21 protein-coding genes and 1 pseudogene are annotated in these 22,163 nt (G+C 69.1%); 14 read left to right on the top strand and 8 right to left on the bottom strand.

Features of this window, described 5'->3' with window-relative positions:
- Positions 1-179: 179 nt before the first annotated feature.
- From WJ16_RS24195 to WJ16_RS24170, 6 genes are all read left to right on the top strand, one after another.
- On the top strand, positions 180-1,247 hold the full coding sequence (locus WJ16_RS24195) for an ABC transporter substrate-binding protein (RefSeq protein ID WP_069259581.1): 1,068 nt from the start codon (positions 180-182) through the stop codon (positions 1,245-1,247).
- Positions 1,248-1,260: 13 nt separating this feature from the next.
- Entirely contained in the window at positions 1,261-2,103 is an 843-nt protein-coding gene (locus WJ16_RS24190) for an ABC transporter permease (protein ID WP_069259580.1), read from the top strand.
- A 35-nt stretch (positions 2,104-2,138) separates the two neighbouring features.
- The gene (locus tag WJ16_RS24185; RefSeq protein ID WP_069259579.1) at positions 2,139-2,957 is read left to right on the top strand and encodes an ABC transporter permease; all 819 of its coding nucleotides are present in this window, start codon (positions 2,139-2,141) and stop codon (positions 2,955-2,957) included.
- A 39-nt stretch (positions 2,958-2,996) separates the two neighbouring features.
- Positions 2,997-3,842: an ABC transporter ATP-binding protein gene (locus tag WJ16_RS24180; RefSeq protein ID WP_069259578.1), complete on the top strand. Its 846-nt coding sequence runs from the start codon at positions 2,997-2,999 to the stop codon at positions 3,840-3,842.
- A gap of 148 nt (positions 3,843-3,990) precedes the next feature.
- Positions 3,991-4,944, top strand: coding sequence for a TauD/TfdA dioxygenase family protein (locus WJ16_RS24175; RefSeq protein ID WP_069259577.1), 954 nt, complete (start codon positions 3,991-3,993; stop codon positions 4,942-4,944).
- 160 nt (positions 4,945-5,104) lie between these two features.
- On the top strand, positions 5,105-6,052 hold the full coding sequence (locus tag WJ16_RS24170; protein WP_069259576.1) for a TauD/TfdA dioxygenase family protein: 948 nt from the start codon (positions 5,105-5,107) through the stop codon (positions 6,050-6,052).
- A 108-nt stretch (positions 6,053-6,160) separates the two neighbouring features.
- On the opposite strand, the gene WJ16_RS24165 is transcribed toward WJ16_RS24170, so the two are convergent.
- Positions 6,161-7,822, bottom strand: a complete 1,662-nt coding sequence (locus tag WJ16_RS24165; RefSeq protein ID WP_069259575.1) for an ABC transporter substrate-binding protein — start codon at positions 7,820-7,822, stop codon at positions 6,161-6,163.
- A 325-nt stretch (positions 7,823-8,147) separates the two neighbouring features.
- Between WJ16_RS24165 and WJ16_RS24160 the strand changes: the two genes are divergently transcribed.
- Complete coding sequence (locus WJ16_RS24160) at positions 8,148-8,555, top strand: DUF427 domain-containing protein (RefSeq protein WP_069259574.1); 408 nt, start codon at positions 8,148-8,150, stop codon at positions 8,553-8,555.
- Between the two features lie 397 nt (positions 8,556-8,952).
- Positions 8,953-9,945: a sulfonate ABC transporter substrate-binding protein gene (locus WJ16_RS24155; RefSeq protein WP_069259573.1), complete on the top strand. Its 993-nt coding sequence runs from the start codon at positions 8,953-8,955 to the stop codon at positions 9,943-9,945.
- A gap of 51 nt (positions 9,946-9,996) precedes the next feature.
- On the opposite strand, the gene WJ16_RS24150 is transcribed toward WJ16_RS24155, so the two are convergent.
- Positions 9,997-10,581 (bottom strand): putative glycolipid-binding domain-containing protein, encoded by a 585-nt coding sequence (locus WJ16_RS24150; protein WP_069259572.1) that lies wholly within the window; start codon positions 10,579-10,581, stop codon positions 9,997-9,999.
- Between the two features lie 174 nt (positions 10,582-10,755).
- On the opposite strand from WJ16_RS24150, the gene WJ16_RS24145 reads away from it, so the two are divergent.
- A complete protein-coding gene (locus WJ16_RS24145) occupies positions 10,756-11,664 on the top strand; it encodes a LysR family transcriptional regulator (protein WP_069259571.1) in 909 nt (302 codons plus the stop codon).
- A gap of 376 nt (positions 11,665-12,040) precedes the next feature.
- Positions 12,041-13,219 carry an MFS transporter gene (locus WJ16_RS24140; RefSeq protein ID WP_069259570.1) on the top strand — a complete coding sequence of 393 codons (1,179 nt, stop codon included), beginning with the start codon at positions 12,041-12,043 and terminating at the stop codon, positions 13,217-13,219.
- Between the two features lie 40 nt (positions 13,220-13,259).
- Here the strand turns inward: WJ16_RS24140 and WJ16_RS24135 are convergent, their stop codons facing one another.
- From WJ16_RS24135 to WJ16_RS24120, 4 genes and pseudogenes are all read right to left on the bottom strand, one after another.
- On the bottom strand, positions 13,260-14,417 hold the full coding sequence (locus WJ16_RS24135) for an iron-containing alcohol dehydrogenase (RefSeq protein WP_069259569.1): 1,158 nt from the start codon (positions 14,415-14,417) through the stop codon (positions 13,260-13,262).
- Complete coding sequence (locus WJ16_RS24130) at positions 14,414-14,749, bottom strand: putative quinol monooxygenase (protein WP_069259568.1); 336 nt, start codon at positions 14,747-14,749, stop codon at positions 14,414-14,416. The genes WJ16_RS24135 and WJ16_RS24130 overlap by 4 nt, the downstream gene beginning before the upstream one ends.
- Positions 14,750-14,799: 50 nt before the next feature.
- Positions 14,800-15,261: pseudogene (locus WJ16_RS33735) on the bottom strand (hypothetical protein); the annotation flags it as partial.
- Between the two features lie 113 nt (positions 15,262-15,374).
- A complete protein-coding gene (locus WJ16_RS24120) occupies positions 15,375-16,091 on the bottom strand; it encodes an SDR family oxidoreductase (RefSeq protein ID WP_069259566.1) in 717 nt (238 codons plus the stop codon).
- Between the two features lie 133 nt (positions 16,092-16,224).
- On the opposite strand from WJ16_RS24120, the gene WJ16_RS24115 reads away from it, so the two are divergent.
- Positions 16,225-17,202 carry a LysR family transcriptional regulator gene (locus tag WJ16_RS24115; protein ID WP_069259565.1) on the top strand — a complete coding sequence of 326 codons (978 nt, stop codon included), beginning with the start codon at positions 16,225-16,227 and terminating at the stop codon, positions 17,200-17,202.
- An 8-nt stretch (positions 17,203-17,210) separates the two neighbouring features.
- On the opposite strand, the gene WJ16_RS24110 is transcribed toward WJ16_RS24115, so the two are convergent.
- A complete protein-coding gene (locus WJ16_RS24110) occupies positions 17,211-17,948 on the bottom strand; it encodes an SDR family oxidoreductase (RefSeq protein WP_069259564.1) in 738 nt (245 codons plus the stop codon).
- Between the two features lie 103 nt (positions 17,949-18,051).
- On the opposite strand from WJ16_RS24110, the gene WJ16_RS24105 reads away from it, so the two are divergent.
- The 3 genes from WJ16_RS24105 (at position 18,052) to WJ16_RS24095 (ending at position 21,249) form a co-directional block, all read left to right on the top strand.
- A complete protein-coding gene (locus WJ16_RS24105) occupies positions 18,052-19,008 on the top strand; it encodes a LysR family transcriptional regulator (protein WP_069259563.1) in 957 nt (318 codons plus the stop codon).
- A gap of 153 nt (positions 19,009-19,161) precedes the next feature.
- A complete protein-coding gene (locus tag WJ16_RS24100; RefSeq protein WP_069259562.1) occupies positions 19,162-20,550 on the top strand; it encodes a nucleobase:cation symporter-2 family protein in 1,389 nt (462 codons plus the stop codon).
- 273 nt (positions 20,551-20,823) lie between these two features.
- Positions 20,824-21,249: an NUDIX hydrolase gene (locus WJ16_RS24095; RefSeq protein WP_069259561.1), complete on the top strand. Its 426-nt coding sequence runs from the start codon at positions 20,824-20,826 to the stop codon at positions 21,247-21,249.
- A gap of 78 nt (positions 21,250-21,327) precedes the next feature.
- Here the strand turns inward: WJ16_RS24095 and WJ16_RS24090 are convergent, their stop codons facing one another.
- The gene (locus WJ16_RS24090) at positions 21,328-21,540 is read right to left on the bottom strand and encodes a hypothetical protein (protein ID WP_069259560.1); all 213 of its coding nucleotides are present in this window, start codon (positions 21,538-21,540) and stop codon (positions 21,328-21,330) included.
- Positions 21,541-22,163: the final 623 nt, after the last annotated feature.

Raw genomic sequence — 22,163 nt, 5'->3', positions numbered from 1 at the left:
CATCCGGGCCGTCATGCGCCGCCGCACGGGCGACGTTCCGGCGCCGCATGTATCGTCACCCGGCCCACCGCGATAAGCATAGTTCAAATCGTTTCTTGTCCGGCCTTGGCACGTGATCGAGAATGCGCCGACGGGCTCACGCCCGGCCTCGTTTTCCAACGTTCCGGACCCATCGATTCATGCTTCCACTGCGCCTGCTTCGATCGCTGCTGATCGCGTCCCTCTTCGCGCTGCCGGCCGCCGCCGCGCATGCCGCCCCCGTCACCACCATCCGCATCGGCGTCGCCCAGCAAGGCACCGGCGATCCGCCGACGTTCGGCGGATCGAGCGCCGCCACCGCGCAGTTGCAGCAGCTGGTCGAAAAGGAGTTCGCGGCCGACGGCATCAAGGTGCAGTGGCTGTTCTTCAAGGGCGCGGGGCCGGCCGTCAACGAGGCGATCGCGAACAACGCGCTCGACTTCGCGTACCAGGGCGACCTGCCCGCGGTGCTCGCGCGGGCGAACGGGATCAAGACGCGCCTGCTGCTCGCCACGAGCGTGCGCTCGGGCGTCAAGATCGCGGTGCCGCCCGACTCCGCGATCCGCTCGATCAAGGACCTGAAGGAGCGCCGCGTGTCGATCTTCCGCGGCACGAACCTGCAGCTCGTCGCCGACAACGCGCTCGCGAGGAACGGCCTGAGCGAACGCGACCTGCGCGTGATCAACCTCGACTCCGCGAGCGCGCTCGCCGCGCTTGCGTCGAAAGGCATCGACGCATCGGTGGGCGACTACCAGCTCTACAAGCTGCGCGACGCGGGGCTCGCGAAGATCATCTACGAATCGCAGAACGACGGCCCGCAGCTCACGCGCCAGACTCACCTGCTCGTGCTCGACGACTTCGAGCGCGCGCATCCGGACATCGTGCAGCGTGTCGTCAACGCACTCGTGAAGGGCGCGCAATGGTCGTCCGACGAAGCGAACCGCGATGCGCTGTTCCGGCTGTGGGCGAAGAGCGGCGTGCCGGTTTCATCGTGGCAGGCCGACTATGCGAACCAGCGCCTGAAGGATCGCCTGTCGCCGCTGATCGATCCGTTCCTCGTCGCGCGCTACAAGTCCGTCGCGCAGGATGCGCTCGCGCTGAAGCTGATCCGCCAGCCGGTGAACGTCGATGGCTGGTTCGAGCCGAAGTATCTCGACCACGCGCTGCGCACGCTGAAGCTCGAAAACTACTGGCAGCGCTACGACGCGGCCGGCAAACCGCTTTCCTGACCCGGACCGCCCGATGAGCGACACCGCGATTTCCGTTGCGCCGTCCGGCCGCCCCGCGCTCGCCGCGCCGCCGCATCGTGCGGCGGCCGTGAAACGGTGGGCGTGGCGGCTCGCGCCGTGGCTGCTGCCCGCGCTGCTGTTCGTGCTGTGGAGCGTCGGCAGCGCGCGCGGCTGGATCGCGCCGCAGATCCTGCCGCCGCCGCAACGCGTGTACGACGCGCTCGCGGATCTCGCGACGAGCGGCGACCTCGTGCGCCACACGCTGATCAGCCTGCAGCGCGTGCTGGTCGGATTCGCGGCCGGCACACTGCTCGGCTTCGCAATCGGCGCCGCGCTCGGCCTGTCGCGCACGCTGGAAGCCTACGTGCTGCCCGGTTTCAACGCGCTCGTGCAGATTCCGGTGCTCGGCTGGCTGCCGTTCCTGCTGCTGCTCGTCGGCGTCGGCGAGCCGCTCAAGTACCTGCTGATCGCGCATGCGGCGCTGGTCCCCGTCACGCTGAGCACGTTGCAAGGGTTTCGGCAGACACCGCCCGCGCTCGACGAGGTAGCACGCATATTCGGCTACACGCGCCGGCAACGCATCGTGTACGTCGTGCTGCCCGCCGCGATCCCGACGCTCGCGACCGGCGTGCGGCTCGCGTTCACGAAATCGTGGCTCGCGCTCGTCGTCGTCGAGCTCGTCGCATCGTCCGAAGGCCTCGGCTACCTGATCGTGTACGGGCGGCAACTGTTCCAGCTCGACCTCGTGATGGCGGCCGTGATCGTCGTCGGCGCGGTCGGCCTGCTGATCAACCGGCTGCTCGACGCGCTCGAAGCGCGCCTGCGCCGAGGCGTGCCGTCCGCGTTCCGCGGCTGAACGCCGTTGCCCGCGCAATCGAAGGAGACCCATCCGTGACGCATTCCGCCTCGCAAGACGCTGCGCCGCCGGCCGCCACGGCCGCCCGCCGCCTGCACACCCCCGACTGGCGCGGTTTCGTGCTGCCGCTCGTCGCGTTCGCGCTGTGGTGGGCGATCGCGTCCGCGCATCTCGTGAACAGCGGGCTGCTGGTCGGGCCGGCCGACGTCCTGCGCACCGCGTGGGCGCAGGCCGCGAGCGGCGCACTCGGTCGCGCGCTGTCCGCGTCGCTCGCGCGCGAAGCGTGCGGTTTCGCGCTCGGCGCGACCGGCGGCCTGCTGCTCGGCGCCGCGCTCGGGCTGTCGCGCGTCGCGGCGCGGATGGTCGGCCCGAGCTTCGACACGTTCAAGCAGATCTCGCTGTTCGCATGGATTCCGCTGATTTCGGTGTGGTTCGGCCTCGGCGACGTCGCGAAGGTCGTGTTCCTGTCGCTCGCCGCGCTGCTGCCCGTCGCCGCGCACACCTGCGACGGCATTCATGCGGTGCCGCGCGCGTATGTCGACGTCGCCCGCGCGCTGCGCTACTCGCGGCTGCAACTCGTGCGCTACGTGATCCTGCCGGCCGCGCTGCCGTCGATCTTCACCGGGCTGTATCTCGGGCTGATCTATTCGTGGCTCGCGACGCTCGGCGCCGAATACCTGCTGGTCGCCGGCAGCGGCATCGGCAACACGCTGATCGACGGCAGCGAGCAGTTCCGGATGGATCTCGTGCTGTTCGGGATCATCGTCGTCGGCGTGACCGGCTGGGCCCTAAACGCGATCGCGCGTGCGATCGAGCGCACGGTGCTGGCCCGCCGCGGCGACCTGCCGCGCTGATCGCCCTTCCTTTCCCGCCACCACGTTCCTCGCGCCGCCATGACGACCCTCGCATCCGATTCGCTCGACATCCTCCACGTGAGCAAGCACTACGCACAACGCGGCGCCGCGCTCGCCGTTCTCGACGACGTGTCGCTGCACGTGCGCGCCGGCGAATTCGTGACGATCGTCGGCGCGAGCGGTTGCGGCAAGTCGACGCTGCTGCGGCTGATCGCCGGGCTCGACACCGACTACGCGGGCGAGATCCGGGCCGGCGCCGAGCGCGTGCGCGACACGTCGCTGCAGCGCGGCATCGTGTTCCAGGATCACCGGCTGTTCCCGTGGCTGACCGTCGCGCAAAACATCGAGGCCGCGCTGCGCAATGCGCCGCTCGACGCGGCCGCGAAGCGGCGCGCGGTGGCCGATCACGTCGCGCTCGTCGGGCTGAACGGCTTCGAGCACGCGTATCCGAACCAGCTGTCGGGCGGGATGGCGCAGCGCGTCGCGATCGCGCGCGGCCTCGTGAACCGCCCGCGCGTGCTGCTGCTCGACGAACCGTTCGGCGCGCTCGATGCGCAGACGCGTGCGCGGATGCAGAACGAACTGCTGCGCATCTGGGAACAGGAGCGCATCACGATGATTCTCGTCACGCACGACGTCGACGAAGCCGTGTATCTCGGCGACCGCGTCGTGACGATGGCGCCGCGCCCGGGCCGCATCGAGCGCATCGTCGACGTCGCGTTGCCGCGCCCGCGCCGGCGCGATTCGCCGGAGTTCGCGCGGTTGCGCGACACCGTGCTCGCCGATTTCGACGACCGCGACCCGCCGGGCGACGATCGCCCGGGCGGCACGCCCGTCGAGACTCCGCGCCCGCACCGGATCGGCGAATGGCGGCTCGCGTGGTAGCACGCGCGACGCCCCGATTCGTTCAGCATGACGACACATATCGATCATCGCAGCGCACACGCTAAGGTTGTGACGAATCATCGGTTCCGCTTGCGCGCGGTCCCTGCTTGAATGGAGATTCGACCGACCCGACTCCAGGAGACTCCCGATGTCAGAAGTCCAGCACGCCGCTCACTCGTCCTCGCCTGTTTCGCACGCCGCGCCGCGCACGGCCGCCGACCCGCTCCAGCTTCGCCAGGTCGCCGGCCGGATCGGCGCCGAGATCGCCGGCGTGCGGCTGTCGGGCACGCTCGACGACGCGACGTTCGATGCGATCCACGCCGCGCTGCTGCGCCACAAGGTGCTGTTCTTCCGCGGCCAGCAGCATCTCGACGACACCGCGCAGGAGGCGTTCGCGCGCCGCTTCGGCGATACCGTCGCCCACCCGACCGTACCGTCCGTCGACGGCAGCGCGAAACTGCTCGAACTCGATTCCGCCCATGGCGCGCGCGCGAATTCGTGGCACACCGACGTGACCTTCGTCGATGCGTACCCGAAGATCTCGATCCTGCGCGCGGTCGTGATTCCGCCGTTCGGCGGCGACACCGTGTGGGCCAACACGGCCGCCGCATACACGCATCTTCCCGACCCGCTGCGCGCGCTCGCCGACACGCTGTGGGCGCTGCATACGAACGCGTACGACTACGCGTCGACGCACGTGCATGCCGACGACGCGCAACTGAAGCGCTACCGCGAGGTGTTCACGTCGACCGTCTACGAAACCGAGCATCCGGTCGTGCGCGTCCATCCGGAAACCGGCGAACGCACGCTCGTGCTCGGGCATTTCGTGCAGCGGCTCAAGGGGCTGTCGGCACAGGATTCCGCGCATCTGCTGCAGGTGTTCCACGAGCACGTGACGCGCCTCGAGAACACCGTGCGCTGGAACTGGCAGGAAGGCGACGTCGCGATCTGGGACAACCGCGCGACGCAGCACTACGCGATCAACGACTACGGCGATGCACGCCGTGTGGTGCGCCGCGCGACGGTGCACGGCGACGTGCCGGTCGGCATCGACGGCCGCCGGAGCGTGTTGCTGAAGGGGCCGGGCGCGACGCTGCAATAACGCGCGCGTCCCGCGGCGGCGGTGCGCGATGCGCGCCGCCGCGCCCGCCCCGCTTTCCCCCCACCGGACATCCAACCATGCCCTTCCCGCCACCGGCCCGACGCCTGCCCGCGCAACGATGTCGGCCCTGCGCCCCGTTCACTTCCGCCAGGAGCGTCGCATGAGCGCCCTACTCGAACCCGCTGCCCACCCCGTCGACGTGATTCCGCTGTCCGCCCACATCGGCGCGGAAATCCGCGGCGTCGATCTCACGCAACCGCTGACCACGCCGCAGATCGCCGCGATTCGCGCTGCGCTGCTGAAGTGGCGGGTAATCTTCTTCCGCGAGCAGTTCCTCACGCACGAGCAGCACGTCGCGTTCTCCGCGCAGTTCGGCGAGCCGACCGTCGGGCACCCGGTGTTCGGGCACGTCGACGGGCATCCGGCCGTCTATTCGATCGCGAAGCATCGCAAGGCCACCCGCTTCGAAGGCGAGCCGGTGCGCCGGCCGTGGACCGGCTGGCACACCGACGTGACGGCCGCCGTGAACCCGCCGTGGGCATCGATCCTGCGCGGCGTGACGATTCCGCCGTACGGCGGCGACACCCACTGGACGAACCTCGTGCGCGCCTACGACACGCTGTCCGCGCCGCTGCGCGGCTTCGTCGACGGCCTGCGCGGCGTTCATCGCTTCACGCCGCCGGCCGGTGCGCGCGCGACCGGCGCGTTCGACGACGCGGTCGAACGCCGCCCGCTCGTGACCGAACACCCGCTCGTGCGCGTGCATCCGGAGACCGGCGAACGCGCGCTGTACGTGAGCCCGAGCTTCCTGAAATCGATCGTCGGGCTCGCGCCGCGCGAGAGCCAGGCACTACTCGAACTGCTGTGGGAACACGTGACGCGGCCGGAATTCACGATCCGCTTCAAGTGGGAGCCGCGCAGCATCGCGTTCTGGGACAACCGCGCGACCGCCCACCTCGCGCCCGTCGACATCTTCGATCTCGACTTCGACCGCCAGCTCTATCGCACGACGCTCACCGGCGACGTGCCGGTCGGCCCGGACGGCCGGCCGTCGGTCGCGCTCGAAGGCTCGCCGGTCGAAACGGCAGCGGCCGTCGCGCTCAACTGAACGCCGCACCGGCGGCACCCGGTCGCCCCCGGCGCGCATCGCGCCGGTCTTTCCCGTCACGCCGTGCGGACGAAAGCGCAAACCGCGCGCGTCCGCACGGCCCGTCCGTCAGTCCAGCCACACGCCATCGAAGCGGTGCCCGCCGAGCGGCGAGAACGTCAGCCCGTGCACGCGTTTCGACACGGGCAGCGACACGATCGACGTCGCGATCGGCGTGAACGGCACCTGGTCCTTGAACACGACCTGCGCCTGCTCGTACAGCGCCGTGCGCTTCGCGACGTCCGCGTTGGAACGCGCCGCGTCCACCAGCTTCTCGAAGTCGCGATTGCACCATTTCGCGAGGTTGCTGCCGTGCACCGCGTCGCACCCGAGCAGCGTGCCGAGCCAGTTGTCGGGATCGCCGTTGTCGCCCGACCAGCCGTACAGGATCGCGTCGTGCTGCCCGTCGTGCTTCGCGCGGCGGTTGTATTCGCCCCATTCGTAGCTGACGATCTTCGCGCGCACGCCGATCTTCGCCCAGTCCTGCTGGATCAGTTGCGCCATCAACTGCGCATTCGGGTTGTACGGACGCTGCACGGGCATCGCCCACAGCGTCAGGTCGAAGCCGTTCGGGAAGCCGGCCTGCGCGAGCAGCGCCTTCGCGGCCGCCGGATCGCGCGGCGCATCCTTCAGGCGCGGGTTGTACGACCATTGCGCGGGCGGCATCGGGTTCGTCGCGATCTTCGCGTCGCCGTTGAACACGGTCTTCACGATCGCCGACTTGTCGATCGCGATGTCGAGCGCACGCCGCACGTCGACGCGATCGAGCGGCGCATGCTGCGTGTTGTACGCGACGAACCCGACGTTGAAGCCCATCCCGGAGAACAACGTGAGCTTCGGGTCGCGCCGCACCGTGTCGAGATCGGCCGGCCGCGGAAACGCCGACACCTGGCACTCGTCGGCCACCAGTTTCTGCAGGCGCGCGGCCGGGTCGGGCGTGATCGCGAACACGAGGCGCGCGAGCTTCACGTCGTCCGGTTTCCAGTAGTCGGGATTCGCGTCGTAGCGGATCAGCGCGTCCTTCTGGTACGTGCGCAGCAGGAACGGCCCCGTGCCGACCGGGAACTGGTTGATGTCGGCCTCGCGATGGCGCGCCGCGAGCTGCGACGCATACTCGGCCGACAGGATCGACGCGAACGCCATCGCGAGATTGCGCACGAACACGACGTCGGGCGTCTTCAGCACGAAACGCACCGTATAGTCGTCGACCTTGTCGATGCGTTCGACGTTGCGGTCGAAACCGAGATCGCTGAAATACGGAAAGCTGACCGGATAGGCCTTGCGGAACGGATCGTCCGCATCGAGCATCCGGCGGAACGTGAAGACGACGTCGTCGGCCTGAAACGGCCGAGTCGGCGTGAACCATGCGGTGGTCTGGAACTTCACGCCGCGCCGCAGATGGAACGTGATCGTGCGCTGGTCGGGCGACACGTCCCAGCTCGTCGCGAGCGACGGTTCGAGATCGAGCGTGCCGCGCCTGAACTGCACGAGCCCGTTGTAGACCGTGTACGTGCTCGCGTCGAAATCGGTGCTCGTCGTGTGCTGGCCCGGATCGAAGCCCGCCGGGCTGCCTTCGGTGCAGTACACGAGCGTCTTGCCGGCCGGCGCGGCGAGTGCCGGCGTGAGCGCGCCGGCGAGCAGCAGCGACGCCGCGATGCCGCGCAGCGCGGCAGCGGCATGGGGGATGCCGCGCGCACGGCGCGCGGCTGACGAAACGAAAGCATTCTTCATGGTGGCGGAGATGACGGATGGCTGTCATGCGAATGACGACCGCCGATCTTCGCGCGCCTCCCGCCGATCGCTTACCAATTAATTTCGCGTTGCTTATCGTCGCGGATGCATCCCGCTGCCCGTGCGCGGAAACGTCCACGCGAGCGCCGGGCGGCCTTCCCGGGCGGCCTTCCCGGGCGGTCTGCTTGCGCGCCGTCTTCCGGCCATCTTCCGGCCCCCTGCAGACTCGCCCGAAATGGCGCATCGTATCGGCTGGCCAACGTCGGCAAGGGTGCCCCGGGATCGTCCCGGCACCGCCGCGCCGCCGATTCCAGGAGGACCCACGATGCCCGTCAGCTCCGATACGTCCACCCGCCCCGTGAAGACGCCGGGCCCCGATCATCCGATCACGGTCGAACCGCACCCGCGGCGCGTCGTGGTCAAGGCGGCCGGCAAGATCGTCGCGGATACGCGCCGCGCGCTGGCGCTGCGCGAAGCCGCTTACCCGGCCGTGCTCTACATTCCGCGCGAGGACGCCGACATGACGCTGCTGCAACGCACCGATCACGCGACGTACTGCCCGTACAAGGGCGACGCCGCCTACTACTCGATTCCGGCCGGCGGCGCGCGAGCGGTCAATGCCGTCTGGACCTACGAGGCGCCCTATCCGGCCGTCGATGCGATCCGCGGCCACCTCGCGTTCTATCCGGATCGCGTCGATTCGATCGAGGAAGGGCCGGCCGGCTCCGATTGAGTGTCGCGGCGGTCGTTTGGCGTTTGGCGTTTGGCGTTTGGCGTTTGGCGTTTGCCGGTTTCGGTTCGCGCTTCGCCTGGCACCGCGAGTCGGGGGCCGGGCGTCAGGCGCCGAGCAGCCGCGCATGCAACGCATGCGATACCGTCCGCACTGCGCGCCGAGCCACCCCGCCCCGGCGTGCTCCCGCGCGCATAACCGCCCCCGAACGACGCCATTGCGCTTGCCGCTGATTTGCATATGCGCATTCGTTGGTTGGCTGCCGGCACGCGTGGCCGTATCGTCCTGAATCCGGCGCGCGGGCCGGCCCGTGGCGCGCATTGTCCGCATCGGGCCCCGCCCCGCGCCGACCGCGCCGCCTGTCGCGCGCGGCCCGTGAACCCGCAAGCAGGACGCTTCGATGAACGACACACCGCACGCAGACGTTGAACCCACCCCGGCGAATCCGCATCGCCGCCAGTGGCTGCAAGGCGCGGCCGCCGGCCTGGCCGGGCTCGCGCTCGGCCCGCTCGCCGGCCTGCCCGCGCACGCGCAAGACAGCGGCTCGCGGCTGCGCATCGGCTTCCAGAAATACGGCAACTTCGTCGTGCTCAAGGCGCGCGGCACGCTGGAGAAGCGGCTCGCGAGCCAGGGCGTCACCGTGCAATGGCTCGAATTTCCGGCCGGCCCGCAATTGCTCGAGGGCCTGAACGCAGGCGCGATCGACGTCGGCACGGTCGGCGAGACGCCGCCGATCTTCGCGCAGGCGGGCGGCGTCGATTTCGTCTACATCGGCAACGAGCCGCCCGCGCCGCAGGGCGAGGCGATCGTCGTGCTGCCCGATTCGCCGATCCGCAACGTCGCGCAGCTGCGCGGCAAGAAGGTCGCGTTCAACAAGGGCTCGAACGTCCACTACCTGCTCGTGAAGGCGCTCGAGCACGCGGGCCTGACGTATGCCGACATCCAGCCGATCTACCTGACGCCCGCCGACGCGCGCGCCGCGTTCGTGCAGCGCAACGTCGATGCATGGGTGATCTGGGACCCGTACCTGGCCGCCGCCGAGCGGCAGATCGGCGCGCGCGTGATCGCAAACGGCGAAGGGCTCGTGCGCAATACGCAGTACTACCTCGCCGCGCGCAAGTATGCGGCCGCTCACCCGCAGGTGGTGCGCGCGCTGCTCGACGAAGTCGACGCGGTCGACCGCTGGGCGCGCGACCATGCGCCGGAAGTCGCCGCGCAACTGTCGCCGCTCGTCGGCCTCGACGCGCCGACGCTCGAAGTCGCGCTCAAGCGCGCCGGCTACGGCGTGCAGCCGATCACCGACGCGACGCTCGCGTATCAGCAGAACATCGCGGACGCGTTCAGCACGCTGAAGCTGATTCCGGGCAAGCTGTCGGTTGCCAGCGCACGCTGACGCACGTCACCGACCACCGTCACCGCCGACGCGCGGCGCGGCACGCGTAAATCAACGCGCGGGCGCCGCGCCGATGCGCCGCCATTCGTCGTAATCGGTCACGAGCCCCGCTTCGTCGACCGCGATATCGGCCGCATAAGTACCGCTTTCATAGCGGTACACGTGCGGCGCGGTGCGCGTATAGCGCTGCTCGCCGCGCACGAATTCGAAATCCGGAAAGCGCAGCCACGCGGTATGGATCACGGCCGTGTCGCCGACGGCCAGCGCGAGCCGCCGGATCGGCAACGTATTCGTCGACGGGCTGAAACCGAGATCGACATCGGTCGCACCCGCGAGCGCCGGTACGTCGACGCCATCGATCGTCCACCGCCCCGCATCGCACGCGATCTCCCGTTGACGCGGCGGCAGCGCACCGCTCCACTGCGTGATGCGCGCCGAGCGCGTGAGCCAGTCGGCGCCGCAGGCGATCGCATAATCGATGCGAAACGGCGAACCGCCGATCGCCCCCGATACCGAACCCGACAGGTCGATTCCCGTTCGCGACTCGACGAGCCGGCACCATTCGGCCGCCTGCCACGTCTGCACGATCTGCCACGCCACGCAGCGTGTGCGACCCGCTTCATCCTGTTGCGTCATGTCGTCGTCCCCAGTCGATCGCACCGCTGTTGATTGTCGCCGATCGTCCCGGCGAACACACGCGGCTTCGGCCACCGATGGTCAGTATCGGTTCGCCGCGCACCTTCGGGCGGCCCCGCTTTGGTACCATCCGTCGATCGGCATCAACCGGAACCGGACAAGGGGCGCGACTTCATGGATTTGCTGGCGACGATGCGCATCTACGTCCGGGTCGTCGAGCGCGGCACGATGTCCGGCGCGGCGCGGGATCTCGACATGGGCCAGCCGGCCGTCAGCGAGCGCATCGAACGGCTCGAGAAGCATCTCGGCACGCGGCTCCTGATGCGCAGTGCGCGCACGCTCGTCTGCACGGAAGAAGGCCGGATCTTCTATGAACGCAGCAAGGCGCTGCTCGAAGCGGCCGACGATGCGGTCGCATCGGTCTCGAAGTCGGAGAATGCGCTCGACGGCACGATCCGGCTCGCGGCGCCGCAATGCTTCGGCGAAGTCGTGCTGCCGCGCGTGCTGATGCATGTCCGCACCGCGTATCCGAACCTGCATATCGATCTGGTCCTGAACAACGACATCGTCGATCCGGTCACCGAAGGCGTCGACATTTCGATCCGCGTCGGCCAGCTCGGCGACGGCGGATTCATCGCATACCCGGTCGGCGCGGTCGGCCGCCGGCTCGTCGCCGCGCCGTCGTATCTCGAGCAGCACGGCCCGCTCGACACGGCGGCCGAGCTTGCGCACCATCCGTTCATCCGCGTGAAAGGCGTGTTCGCCAGCGAACGGCTGCCGCTGCAGCACGAAGGCGGCCCGCTCGAATACGCGCGCATCCGCACGATCATGACGACGAGCCATTGGCGTCCGATGTTCGACACGATCGCGGCCGGCGGCGGAATCGGCGTGGTCCAGCAGCCGGCCTGCGCCGACGCGCTCGCGTCCGGCACGCTCGTCGAGCTGCTGCCGCGGTACGCGCTGCCCGACTTCGCGCTCAACGTGCTCGTCCATGCGCAGCGCCCGCTGCCGCCGCGCGTACAGGCCGTCGTCGGCCTGCTGAAGCAGGACATTCCCACGCTGCTGGGCCGCGCTGCTCGGTGACCCGGTGACGGCGGCGACCGCCGCCGAAGTCACGCGTGCAGCGACTTCCCCGGCATCGTCACGTGCGCATCGCGATCGCATCCGACATCGTCATCGCCTGCGCGACCTATTCATGGCGATTGCGGTCGCACATCGCGATCTGGTCGCGACGCAGGCTCGTCATCAGGACGATACGGTTCGACGTCGACCGCTTCGAGATCACCGCACGACACATGGCGCGCGCAAGCATGCTCACTTGCGCGCCGCCCGACCGTGCGGTACCGTCCACCTCTCCGGGATAACCGAAGCCTCGCGTCGAAACCCATCCGTCGATTCGATCCGATGCGGCCCCGCCCCTACCCGGCGCGGTCGCGTCGTCCGTACAGGAGGGGTTTCAATGGACGTTCGCGTGTACCTGCTGGCCGCCGCCGTGTTCCTGGCCGGCGTCGCCGAAAACATCTGCGTCGGCATCCTGCCGGCGATCTCGGCCGGCCTTCATGTGTCGATCGCCGCCGCCGGCCAGCTCACCACGATCTTCTCCGCCGTGTTCGCGCTTGCCGCGCTCGTCGCGGCCGCCTGCGTCGCGCGGGTCGAGCGGCGCACCGCGCTGCTCGCGGCGCTCGGCGTGTTCGCGGCCGCGAATCTGTGCGCCGCGGCCAGCCCCGGCTATGCGAGCCTGTTCGCCGCGCGCGTGCTGATGGCCGCGAGCTGCGCGACGCTGATCCTCGTCGCGACGCGATTCGCGGCCGAACTCGCGCCGGCGTCGCAACGCGGCCGCGCGATCGGCATCGTGTTCATGGGAATCAGCGCGTCGCTCGTGCTCGGCGTGCCGATCGGGATGCGGATCGCCGACTGGGCCGGCTGGCGTGCGGTGTTCGTCTCGATCGCCGTGCCCGCGCTGCCGCTCGGAATCTGGCTCGGCCGACGATTGCCGCGCATGGCGCCGGCCGCCGCCAACGAAGCGACAGCCGCGGCCACCCCGCCGTCCTATCGCGCCGTGCTCGCGCGCCCGCGGCTGCTTGCCGCCCAACTCGTCTCCATCGCGATGATCGGCGGGCATTTCACGCTGTTCGCGTATCTCACGCCGTATCTGCAGGCGCTGCTGTCGCCCGGCGCGGCCGCGCTCGAAGGGTTGTACGTCGTGTTCGGCATCGCCGGCGTGACCGGCGCGTGGCTGGGCGGTTTCTTCTCGGACCGGCTCGGCGCGGCGCGCGCGCTGTGCGCGTGCCCGGCCGTGTTCCTCGTCGCGATGGCCGTGCTGCCGGCGGCCGCGGGCGTGTCGCCGCTCGCATTCGTGCCCGCGATGATGCTGTGGGGTGGCATCAGTTGGTCGATCTCGCCGATCGTGCAGAACTACCTGATCCACACCGCGCCGTCGCTGGCCGATGCGAGCGTCGGCATCAACGTATCGGCCATGCATGCGGGCGTCGCGCTCGGCGCGGCGTTCGGCGGCGTACTCGTCGAACGCCGCGCGCTGCTCGTCACGCCGTGGGCCGGCTGCGCGCTCGTCGCGCTTGCGCTCGCATGCGCGTGCGGCGCGGCATGGCCCGCGCGGCAGGCCGCGAGCGCATCGTGAATGCCTGACGACGGGCGGCGCGGCGCGCATGCCCGCCGCGTCACCACGCCTGCCGGTAAATCTCCAGCGCGTCGGCCTCGGTCACCTCGCGCGGATTGTTCACGAGCAGGCGCGTCTGCAGCATCGCGTCCGACGCCATCCTCGGCAGATCGCCTTCGCCGATGCCGACTTCGCGCAACGTGCGCGGGATGCCCGTCGCGGCGATCAGCCGGTCGATCTCGGCGATCAGCGCATGCGTCCGCGCTTCGTCGCTGCCCGTGGCCGACGGCGCGACGATCGCCGCGAGTTCCGCATACAGCGGCGCGGCGGCCGGCGCGTTGAAACGCAGCACGTGCGGCAGCACGAGCGCATTCGACAGCCCGTGCGGCACATGGAAGATCCCGCCGACCGGATAGGCCAGCGCATGCACGGCCGCGACCGGCGCATTCGCGAACGCCTGCCCCGCGAACATCGCGCCGACCAGCATCGCTTCGCGCGCCTGGCGATCGTGGCCGTCGTCGCACGCCGCGAGCAGGTTGCGCGACAGCAGCGTCAGCGCGTGCACGGCCAGCATGTCGGACACCGGGTTCTTCAGCCGCGCGGACGTATAGGCTTCGATCGCATGCACCATCGCGTCGATGCCGGTGGCGGCCGTCGCCGCGCGCGGCAGGCCGAGCGTCAGTTCGGCGTCGAGGATCGCGACGTCCGCGAACAGGTGCGGCGACACGACGCCCATCTTGCGCGCCTCGCCGACCGTGACGATCGACACGGCCGTGACTTCGGAGCCGGTGCCGGCCGTCGTCGGCATCTGCACGAGCGGCAGCCGCGCGCTCGCGACCTTGTCGACGCCGTACATGTCCGCCAGCGCCTGCTGCCCCGGTGCGAGCACCGCGATCAGCTTCGCGACGTCCATCGACGATCCGCCGCCCAGGCCGAGCACGATCTCGGCATCGGCCGCCACCGCCCGCTCGGTCGCTTCCAGCACCACGTGTTCGGGCGGATCGGCGATCACGTCGTCGATCACGGTGACCTGCCAGCCGTGCGCGGCGAGGCTCGCCAGCGCGGGCGCGAGCACGCCGCTGCGATGCAGGAACGCGTCCGTGACCACGCACACGCGCACGAGCGCCGGAAAGCGTTCGCGCAACAACGCGCCGAGCCGGCGCGCGGCGCCGAATTCGACGACCTGCGTCGGAACGGTACGGAATTGAAACGGGTTCATCGGGTGCCCCCTGGTGGCGTCGCCGTACCGGTGTCCGCCTGCACCATGTAGCGCGTCACGTCGCGGCGATCGAGCAACGGCATGATCGCGCCGATTCCGATCCGCTGGAAATGCGGCGTTTCCCGATGCACGTCGAGGCCGTCCTCGGTGGAATAGCGCTCGAGGATCACGATGTGGTCGGGATTCTCCGCCGACCGGAAATACGCGTAGTCGAGATTCTTCGGCTCGTCGCGGGTGGCCGGTGCGAGCTCCGCGAGCAATTCGAGCACGCGGTCGCCGTTGCCGGGTTTCGCGTAGAAATGCGCGATGACCTGCAGGTAGGGTTCGTTCATGTTGCGCTCCGTATTCGACGAAGGTTCGACGACGGTTCGACGAAGGCCCGTCACGCCGACGGGTCAAACTCCACCACGCGCGGTCGCTCGTCGATATCGCAACCGCCTCGTGCCGTGCCGCCGCGCGCCGCGTACGTCGTCCGCAGCACCGGCAACGCCGTGCCCAGCGAATCGCGCATGTACGACGAACGCAGCGGCCCGCCGCCGTGGTGACGACTCAACGCTGCATTGTATGGGATCGGCACCGCGTTCACTGCGTCCCGGGCCGCGCGCTACCATGCGGCCCGCCCGGCCATCGCGACGTCGCCGCGCAGCGACAAATGCAGGCACGCGCCGTCCGCGTACGCATGCGATCGATGCGCGGAACCGGCGAGCGTGCCGGGCACCGCCTGCGGCACGGCCACCCCGTCGCAAAAAATCGCCGCAAGGTCGCGCCAGCGGCCGCACATCTCCAGCATGTGGGCGCCGAAGCCCGCGCTGCGCGTGAAGCCTTCCACGCGCTTGCCGTCAAGCGCATCCGGTTATGCGACGCACCGCGACTCGTTGCGCACGCAACCCTATCGGCAGTTTCCCGAGCATCGTGAATCCGCTCGAAGCTGCCGCGTCGTCCGGTGTCGGTTCGCGCTCACCACGGCACCGTCCGCCCCAGATAGTCGAGGAATTCGAGCCCGGGCCGCGCGCGCTTCGCGAGCAGCACGTCGACGAGGCTCGGCACGCTCTCGGCGATCGTCAGCCGCGCATCGGGCCCGCCCAGGTCGGTGCGGACCCAGCCGGGCGCCATCAGCGCCATCGCGCGACGCGTATCGGCCTGACGCGCCGCGAAGCTGCGCATGAACTGGTTCAGCGCGGCCTTGCTGCCGCGATATACCTCGCGCATGCCGTTCACGTTGTTCGCGACGCTGCCCTGCCCCGACGACATCGCGCCGATCAGGCCGTCGTCGGTGACGAGATCCTGCAGCGTCTCGATCACGCGCATCGGCGCCAGCGCATTCGTGATCATCACGCGCACGAATTCGTCGGTCGTCACTTCGCCGATCGTCTCGGTCGGTTCGTTCGTCGTTCCCGCATTCACGAACAGCATGTCGAAGCGCCGGCCCGCCAGCCGCGCGCGCAATGCGGCCAGTTGCGCCGGCTCGCAGATGTCGAGCGTCTCGATGTCGAGCCGGCCGTCGAACCGGTCGACGAGCTCGTGCAATTGCGTGCGCCCCGATCCTGCGCGCACGGTGCCCGTGACGCGCCAGCCCCGCTTCAGAAATGCCTCCGCCATCGCGAGCCCGAGGCCGCGAGACGCCGCGACGAGCAGGATCGCGGGTACGTGCTGGTTCGATGCGGTCGATTGCATGGTGTGCGCCTTTGCCGGGTTTCGTGATGCAGCCACTATAGGCGCGCAACACGACAGGCGCCAGACGCATCGTATTCAATACATAGTTGCATCAGACGCCATGTGATGTCGCCCGGTGGCGTATCCTGTCGTCATGGACGACATCGACCTGAACCTCGTCACCGCGCTCGACGTGCTGCTGTCGGAAGGCAGCGTGACCGGCGCCGCGCGCCGGCTTGGCCTGAGCACGTCCGCGATGAGCCGCACGCTCACGCGGCTGCGGCTCGCCACCGGCGATCAGCTGCTCGTGCGCGCCGGACGCAAGCTCGTGCCGACACCGCACGCAGCCGCGCTGCGCGACCGTGTGCACGCAATCGCAACGGAGGCGCGCGCGGTGCTGCGGCCGGCGACGGCCGACGTCGACATGGCGACGCACGCCGCCACGTTCACGATCCGCGCGGCCGCGTCGTTCATGGAAATGTTGTCCGGCCCGGTGGTCGCCGCGCTCGGCGAGGTCGCGCCACAGGTGCGCGTGCGCTTCGTCCCGAAGCCCGACCGCGATCCGCAGGCGCTGCGCGACGGCGCCGTCGATCTGGAAATCGGCAAACGCGGCGACGATGCGCCCGAACTGCACACGCGCATGCTGTTCCACGACTGGCACGTCGCGGTCGCGCGCGCCGGCCATCCGCTGTTCGCGTCGGGCAGGATCACGCCCGCCCGCTATGCGGCCTGCCGTCACGTGATCGCCTCGCAGCTGGGCGACTTCGGCGGGCCGGCCGACGACCCGGCCGCTCCGGCCCACCCGGGCCACACCGTGTGCGTCGTCGTACCGGGCTATCCCGACGCGATGCGTGTCGCGGCCAGCACCGACCTGATCGCGCTCGTACCGCGCTCGAGCCTCGGCAACGCGTTCTCGCCGGGGCTGACGGAGGCCCTCGGGCTGCGCAGCTTCGAGATTCCGGTGCGCCTGCCCGAGATCCTCGTTTCCGCGCTGTGGCATCCGCGCATGCACGGCGACCCGGTACATCGCCGCCTGCGCGATGCGGTCATCGCCGTCTGCCAGCAAGCGTATCCGGATGCCCGCGCGCCGCGCCCGCCGGCGAGCCGCGCGCGCACGCGCGCTGCGGGCTGACGCGCGGCTCAGACCAGCCGGCCGCCGCCGTCGATGTGCAGGATCTCGCCGTTCATGAAGCCGTTGCCCAGCAGGAACGCGATCGCATCCCCCACTTCGTCGGCGCGCCCGACACGGCCGCCGGGCAACGCCGCCGCGGCGCCCGCGAGGATCGTGCCGCGCGCGTCCGGGCCGAACACGTCGTACAGCGGCGTCTCGACGAAGCCGGGCGCAACGACGTTCACGCGAATCGGCTTCAGCTCCAGCGCGAGCGACTGCGCCAGCGCCTCGACGCCGCGCACGGCCGCGGCGATCACTGACGTGCCCTGCGCGGCCGGACGATCCGACAGTTGGCCGCCGGTCAGCACGATCGAGCCGGTCGCGGGCATCCGCGGCAATGCGGCCCGGATCGCGTAGACCGGCCCGGCGATACGCTCCTGCAGCGCGACCAGCACGTGATCGGGGTCGGTCTCGCCCAGCTTGCCGGCGATGAAGCGGCCGGCCGTGACGACCAGGTGATCGACGCGTGCGATCGTGTCGAATGCGGCCTGCACCGCATGCCGGTCCGCGATGTCGGCCACCGCGATGCGCGCGCCGCCGATCGCTTGCGCGGCGGCTTCGAGCGTCGCGCGGGTCCGGCCGATCAGCGTCACGCTGGCGCCTTTCGCCTTCGCGGCGGCCGCGGCCGCGAGGCCGATTCCGGAACTCCCGCCGAATACCACCACGTGCGCACCGTCCAGTGCCGAAGATGGCGTTGCCTCGTTCATGTCGACTCCTCATCGGGGATTAAAGGTGCGTGAACGTTAGGTCATTCTCGATTGCGCTGGAACATGCGAAACTTGAATCAGACTCATGCCATAAGGGAATAAGATGGATTCGCTGCGATCCATGCGCGTGTTCGTCCGCGCGATCGAGCTCGGCAATTTCTCGGCGGTCGCGCGCGAGGAAGGCACCGGCCAGCCGACGATCAGCAAGATCGTCGCCGCATTCGAACGGGAACTGGGCGTGCGCCTTCTCGAACGCTCGACCACGAGCCTCGCGCCCACCGACGAAGGCCGGCGGTTCTACGACCGCTGCAAGCGCGTGATCGACGAATACGCAAGCGCGGTGGCCGACGTGCGCGGGCAAACGGTGCGGCCGGTCGGCAAGCTGGTCGTCAATGCGCCGCTCGGGCTGGGGGAACTCAGGCTGAACGCGCTCGTGCTCGACTTCCTCTCCGCGTGGCCCGAGATCGAAGTCGAGCTGCAATTGACCGACCGCGTGATCGACCTCGTCGAAGAAGGCGTCGACGTCGCGATTCGCCTCGGCCACCTGCTGCCGCCGGATGCCGTGGCGCGCCACGTCGCGTCGTCGCCGCGCCTGCTGGTCGCCACGCCGGGATACGTCGCGCAGGCCCCGAAGCTTCGCCGCCCGGAAGACCTGACGAAGCATGCGTATGTCGGCTACGCGCGCGCGGACATCGGCAACGAACTGACATTCGCCCGCGGCGACGAGCAGGTCGTCGTTCCGGTGCACGGCAGGTATCGCGTGAACAGCTCGATCGCGCTGCGGGAATGCTTCCTGGCCGGAAACGCGGTGGGCAGCGCGCCCGCGTGGCTCGTTCAGGACCTGATCGACAGCGGGCAGCTCGTGCGCTTGCTGTCGAGGTGGGCCATGGCGCCGCCGCATGCGCTGCACCTCGTCTACGCATCGCGCCGGTATCTGCCGCTTCGCACCCGCACGTTCCTGCAGTTCATGGAACAGCGGATTCCCGCGCTACCCGGATTCCATGCGATCCCCGCACCGACCGCCATCCCGACCGTGCCCGCCGCGCGGCAAGCCCGCTGACCGACGGGCGCCGCGGTCGTCACCCGCTGGGCGCCGATCCTCCGCCATTTTTACCCGATCCCGTCGAATCCCCGCTATTGCGCTGCCCCCGGCGGCGCCGGCGGGCCGTTCGGCTAAAATGCCGCACTTTCCACCTTGTCCGGCCCGCTCGCCATGCAACCCGCCTCCTCCGCCCAACCCGCCGCCCACGGCGCCGATGCCGCACATTCGGCCCGCGACCTCGTCTACGGCCCGAACGACCGGCCGGCGCCGATGGTCGCCTTCGTCGCCGCGCTACAGCACCTGCTGGCGATCATCGTGCCGATCGTCACGCCCGGCCTGCTGATCTGCCAGGCGCTCGGCGTATCCAGCCGCGATACGACCCTGATCGTGTCGATGTCGCTGGTGATTTCCGGCATCGCCACCTTCGTCCAGTGCAAGCGCTTCGGCCCGCTGGGCGCCGGCCTGCTGATCGTCCAGGGCACGAGCTTCAACTTCGTCGGCCCGCTGATCGCCGGCGGCAGCCTGATGGTCAAGCAAGGCACGCCGGTCGAGACCGTGATGGCCGCGATCTTCGGCGTCGTGATTGCCGGGTCGTTCGTCGAGATGGGCGTGTCGCGCATCCTGCCGTTCGTGAAGCGCCTGATCACACCGCTCGTCACCGGCATCGTCGTGCTGCTGATCGGCCTCACGCTGATCAAGGTCGGCCTCATCAGCATGGGCGGCGGCTTCGGCGCGATGGCCAAGGGCACGTTCGCGAGCGCGGAGAACCTGACGCTGTCCGGCCTCGTGCTCGGCACGATCATCCTGCTGAACCGCGTGCCGGTCGTGTGGGTGCGCAGCACCGCGCTCGTCATCGCGCTCGCGATCGGCTATCTCGCGGCCGCGTTCCTCGGCCGCCTCGACTTCACCGGCATGCACCAGGCCGCGCTGTTCCAGGTGCCGACGCCGCTGCACTTCGGCATCGGCTTCTCGTGGTCGCTGTTCGTGCCGATGCTGATCATCTACCTCGTCACGTCGCTCGAAGCGATCGGCGACGTCACGGCCACCAGCAAGATTTCGAACGAGCCCGTCGAAGGCCCGGTGTGGATGCAGCGGATCAAGGGCGGCGTGCTCGTAAACGGCGCGAACTCGCTGCTGGCCGGCGTGTTCAACACGTTCCCGAGCTCGGTATTCGCGCAGAACAACGGCGTGATCCAGATCACCGGCGTCGCCAGCCGCCACGTCGGCATCTGGATCGCGGGGATGCTGGTCGTGCTCGGGCTGTTCCCGGTCGTCGCCGGCGTGCTGCAGGCCGTGCCCGAGCCCGTACTCGGCGGCGCGGCGATGGTGATGTTCGGCGCGGTGGCCGCATCGGGCATCAACATCCTCGCGGGTGTCCAGCTCGACCGTCGCGCGCTGCTGATCATCGCGGTGTCGCTCGCGCTCGGCCTCGGCGTGTCGCAGGTGCCGGACATCCTCAACAGCCTGCCGCACGCGCTGAAGAACGTGCTCGAATCGGGTGTGGCCACGGGCGGCATCTGTGCGCTCGTGATGAACTGGTTCCTGCCGGAAAAGAAGTAAGCGGACGAGCAACTCGTCCGGGAACGCAGGGGCGTCCGTGAAGGCAGCCGCCTCACGGATGCCCGCGTTGCAGACCGGCACGTCGAACGCGGCAGGCGCGGCCTGCGCAATGTGCATAGCCGCTTCGACAGGCGACGCGATGTCGGTCTCGATCCACTTAAGCTCGGCACCTGGCGGCAACGTCGATGCGTCCGGCCGCGTGCTGGCGGCGGCCAAAAGTCAAACCCGGTCAGGTCACTTGGCCGATCGATTTGCGCTGGTTAGAATCACCGCATGCCCCAGCGCCCCGCACCCAATATCGCCCCCGAAGCGAGCGCCGTTCCGGTCAAGGAACGCGCGACCATCGTCTGCTATCGCGGCGAACGAGTCTTGCTCGTCGCGCGCGCCGCGTCGCGCTGGGCCCTTCCCGGCGGCACGATCAAGCGCGGGGAAGCGCCGCTCGAAGCCGCGCATCGCGAGCTGTTCGAAGAAACCGGCATCACCGGCCAGCCTCTCGTCTATTCGATGCAGTTCACTGGGCTCGCCAAGATCCATCACGTGTTCTTCGCGGAAGTCGGCCCGGACCAGACGCCGCAAGCGAACAACGAGATCGATAAATGCAAGTGGTTTCCGGTCGACAGCGTCGACGGGCTGCGCGCCAGCATTCCGACGAAGCGCATCGTCGAACTCGTGTACCGGCACGAAATCGGCAAGACGTAACGCGCGTTACGGGCGCGCGCGCTCACGGGCCGGCAGCCGGCCCGGATCAACGTGCGTGAACCGGCGGCGCGTGAGCGCTCAGTGCGGACGCCTTCTTCGCAACTCGTGCGTGGAATAGACGACCAGGAAGATGCCCAGCATCGCCACGCCGGACGCCATGAAGTCGTTCGCGCTTCCCGAGCTGTTCAGGGATTGCGGGAAAATGCCGAGACTCAATCCTGCGACAGCGAGAAGCAACCCTGCGGCCACACCCCAGATGGGTCCGACCGTCTTTTCGATTTTATTTTTCATACAGCACCCGTCTACAGTCATTACCTGAACGGTATCGGCAAAAGGTGCCGCGTCTACCTTCAGTGATTTCACTATAGCTGGAAAATAATTCGCAGACTTGTAGTAATTTTCCCGATCAAGTTTCGTCGGGCGCGGATGCCGGCACTGGCGCCGGCGTGCACTTGCACGTCGATTGGCGCGGGCCGGGGAGACAGGAAAGAACGAGGGGGTATCGCACACGCCCGGTGTCGAACCGACCCGGGCGTGTGCGACACCCACAATCGACCTCGAAGGCAGATTCCACCGCAAGCGCGATCCGTGGACAGGTCGAGGCCAGCAACACCCTGCGTGCTCGAGCCATCGTCGATGCGGTCGATACGGACGGTGACGTGGCACGGCAAAAGAACCCATGCCGTCGGCTCACACCACGCGGTGCTCTCGCCGTTCCTTGACCAGCACTTCGCCGCCTCTACATTCAGAAGACACAACTGTTCCGCACCTCACCGACTTCTCTCGAAGTCATGCCCGCGCTTTATTCTGCGCGGCGCGGCTCGATTCACAAGCCAAACCACAAGTCTTATCCGATCAATTCCGATATTTGTGACTCGCCGCGAAATACCACCTCAAGGCTACCGTTCACGGAT

Source organism: Burkholderia metallica (genome assembly GCF_001718555.1).
GTDB lineage: Bacteria > Pseudomonadota > Gammaproteobacteria > Burkholderiales > Burkholderiaceae > Burkholderia > Burkholderia metallica.
Note: the sequence above shows the minus strand (reverse complement) of the source record. Positions and strands in the feature narration are given on the sequence as shown.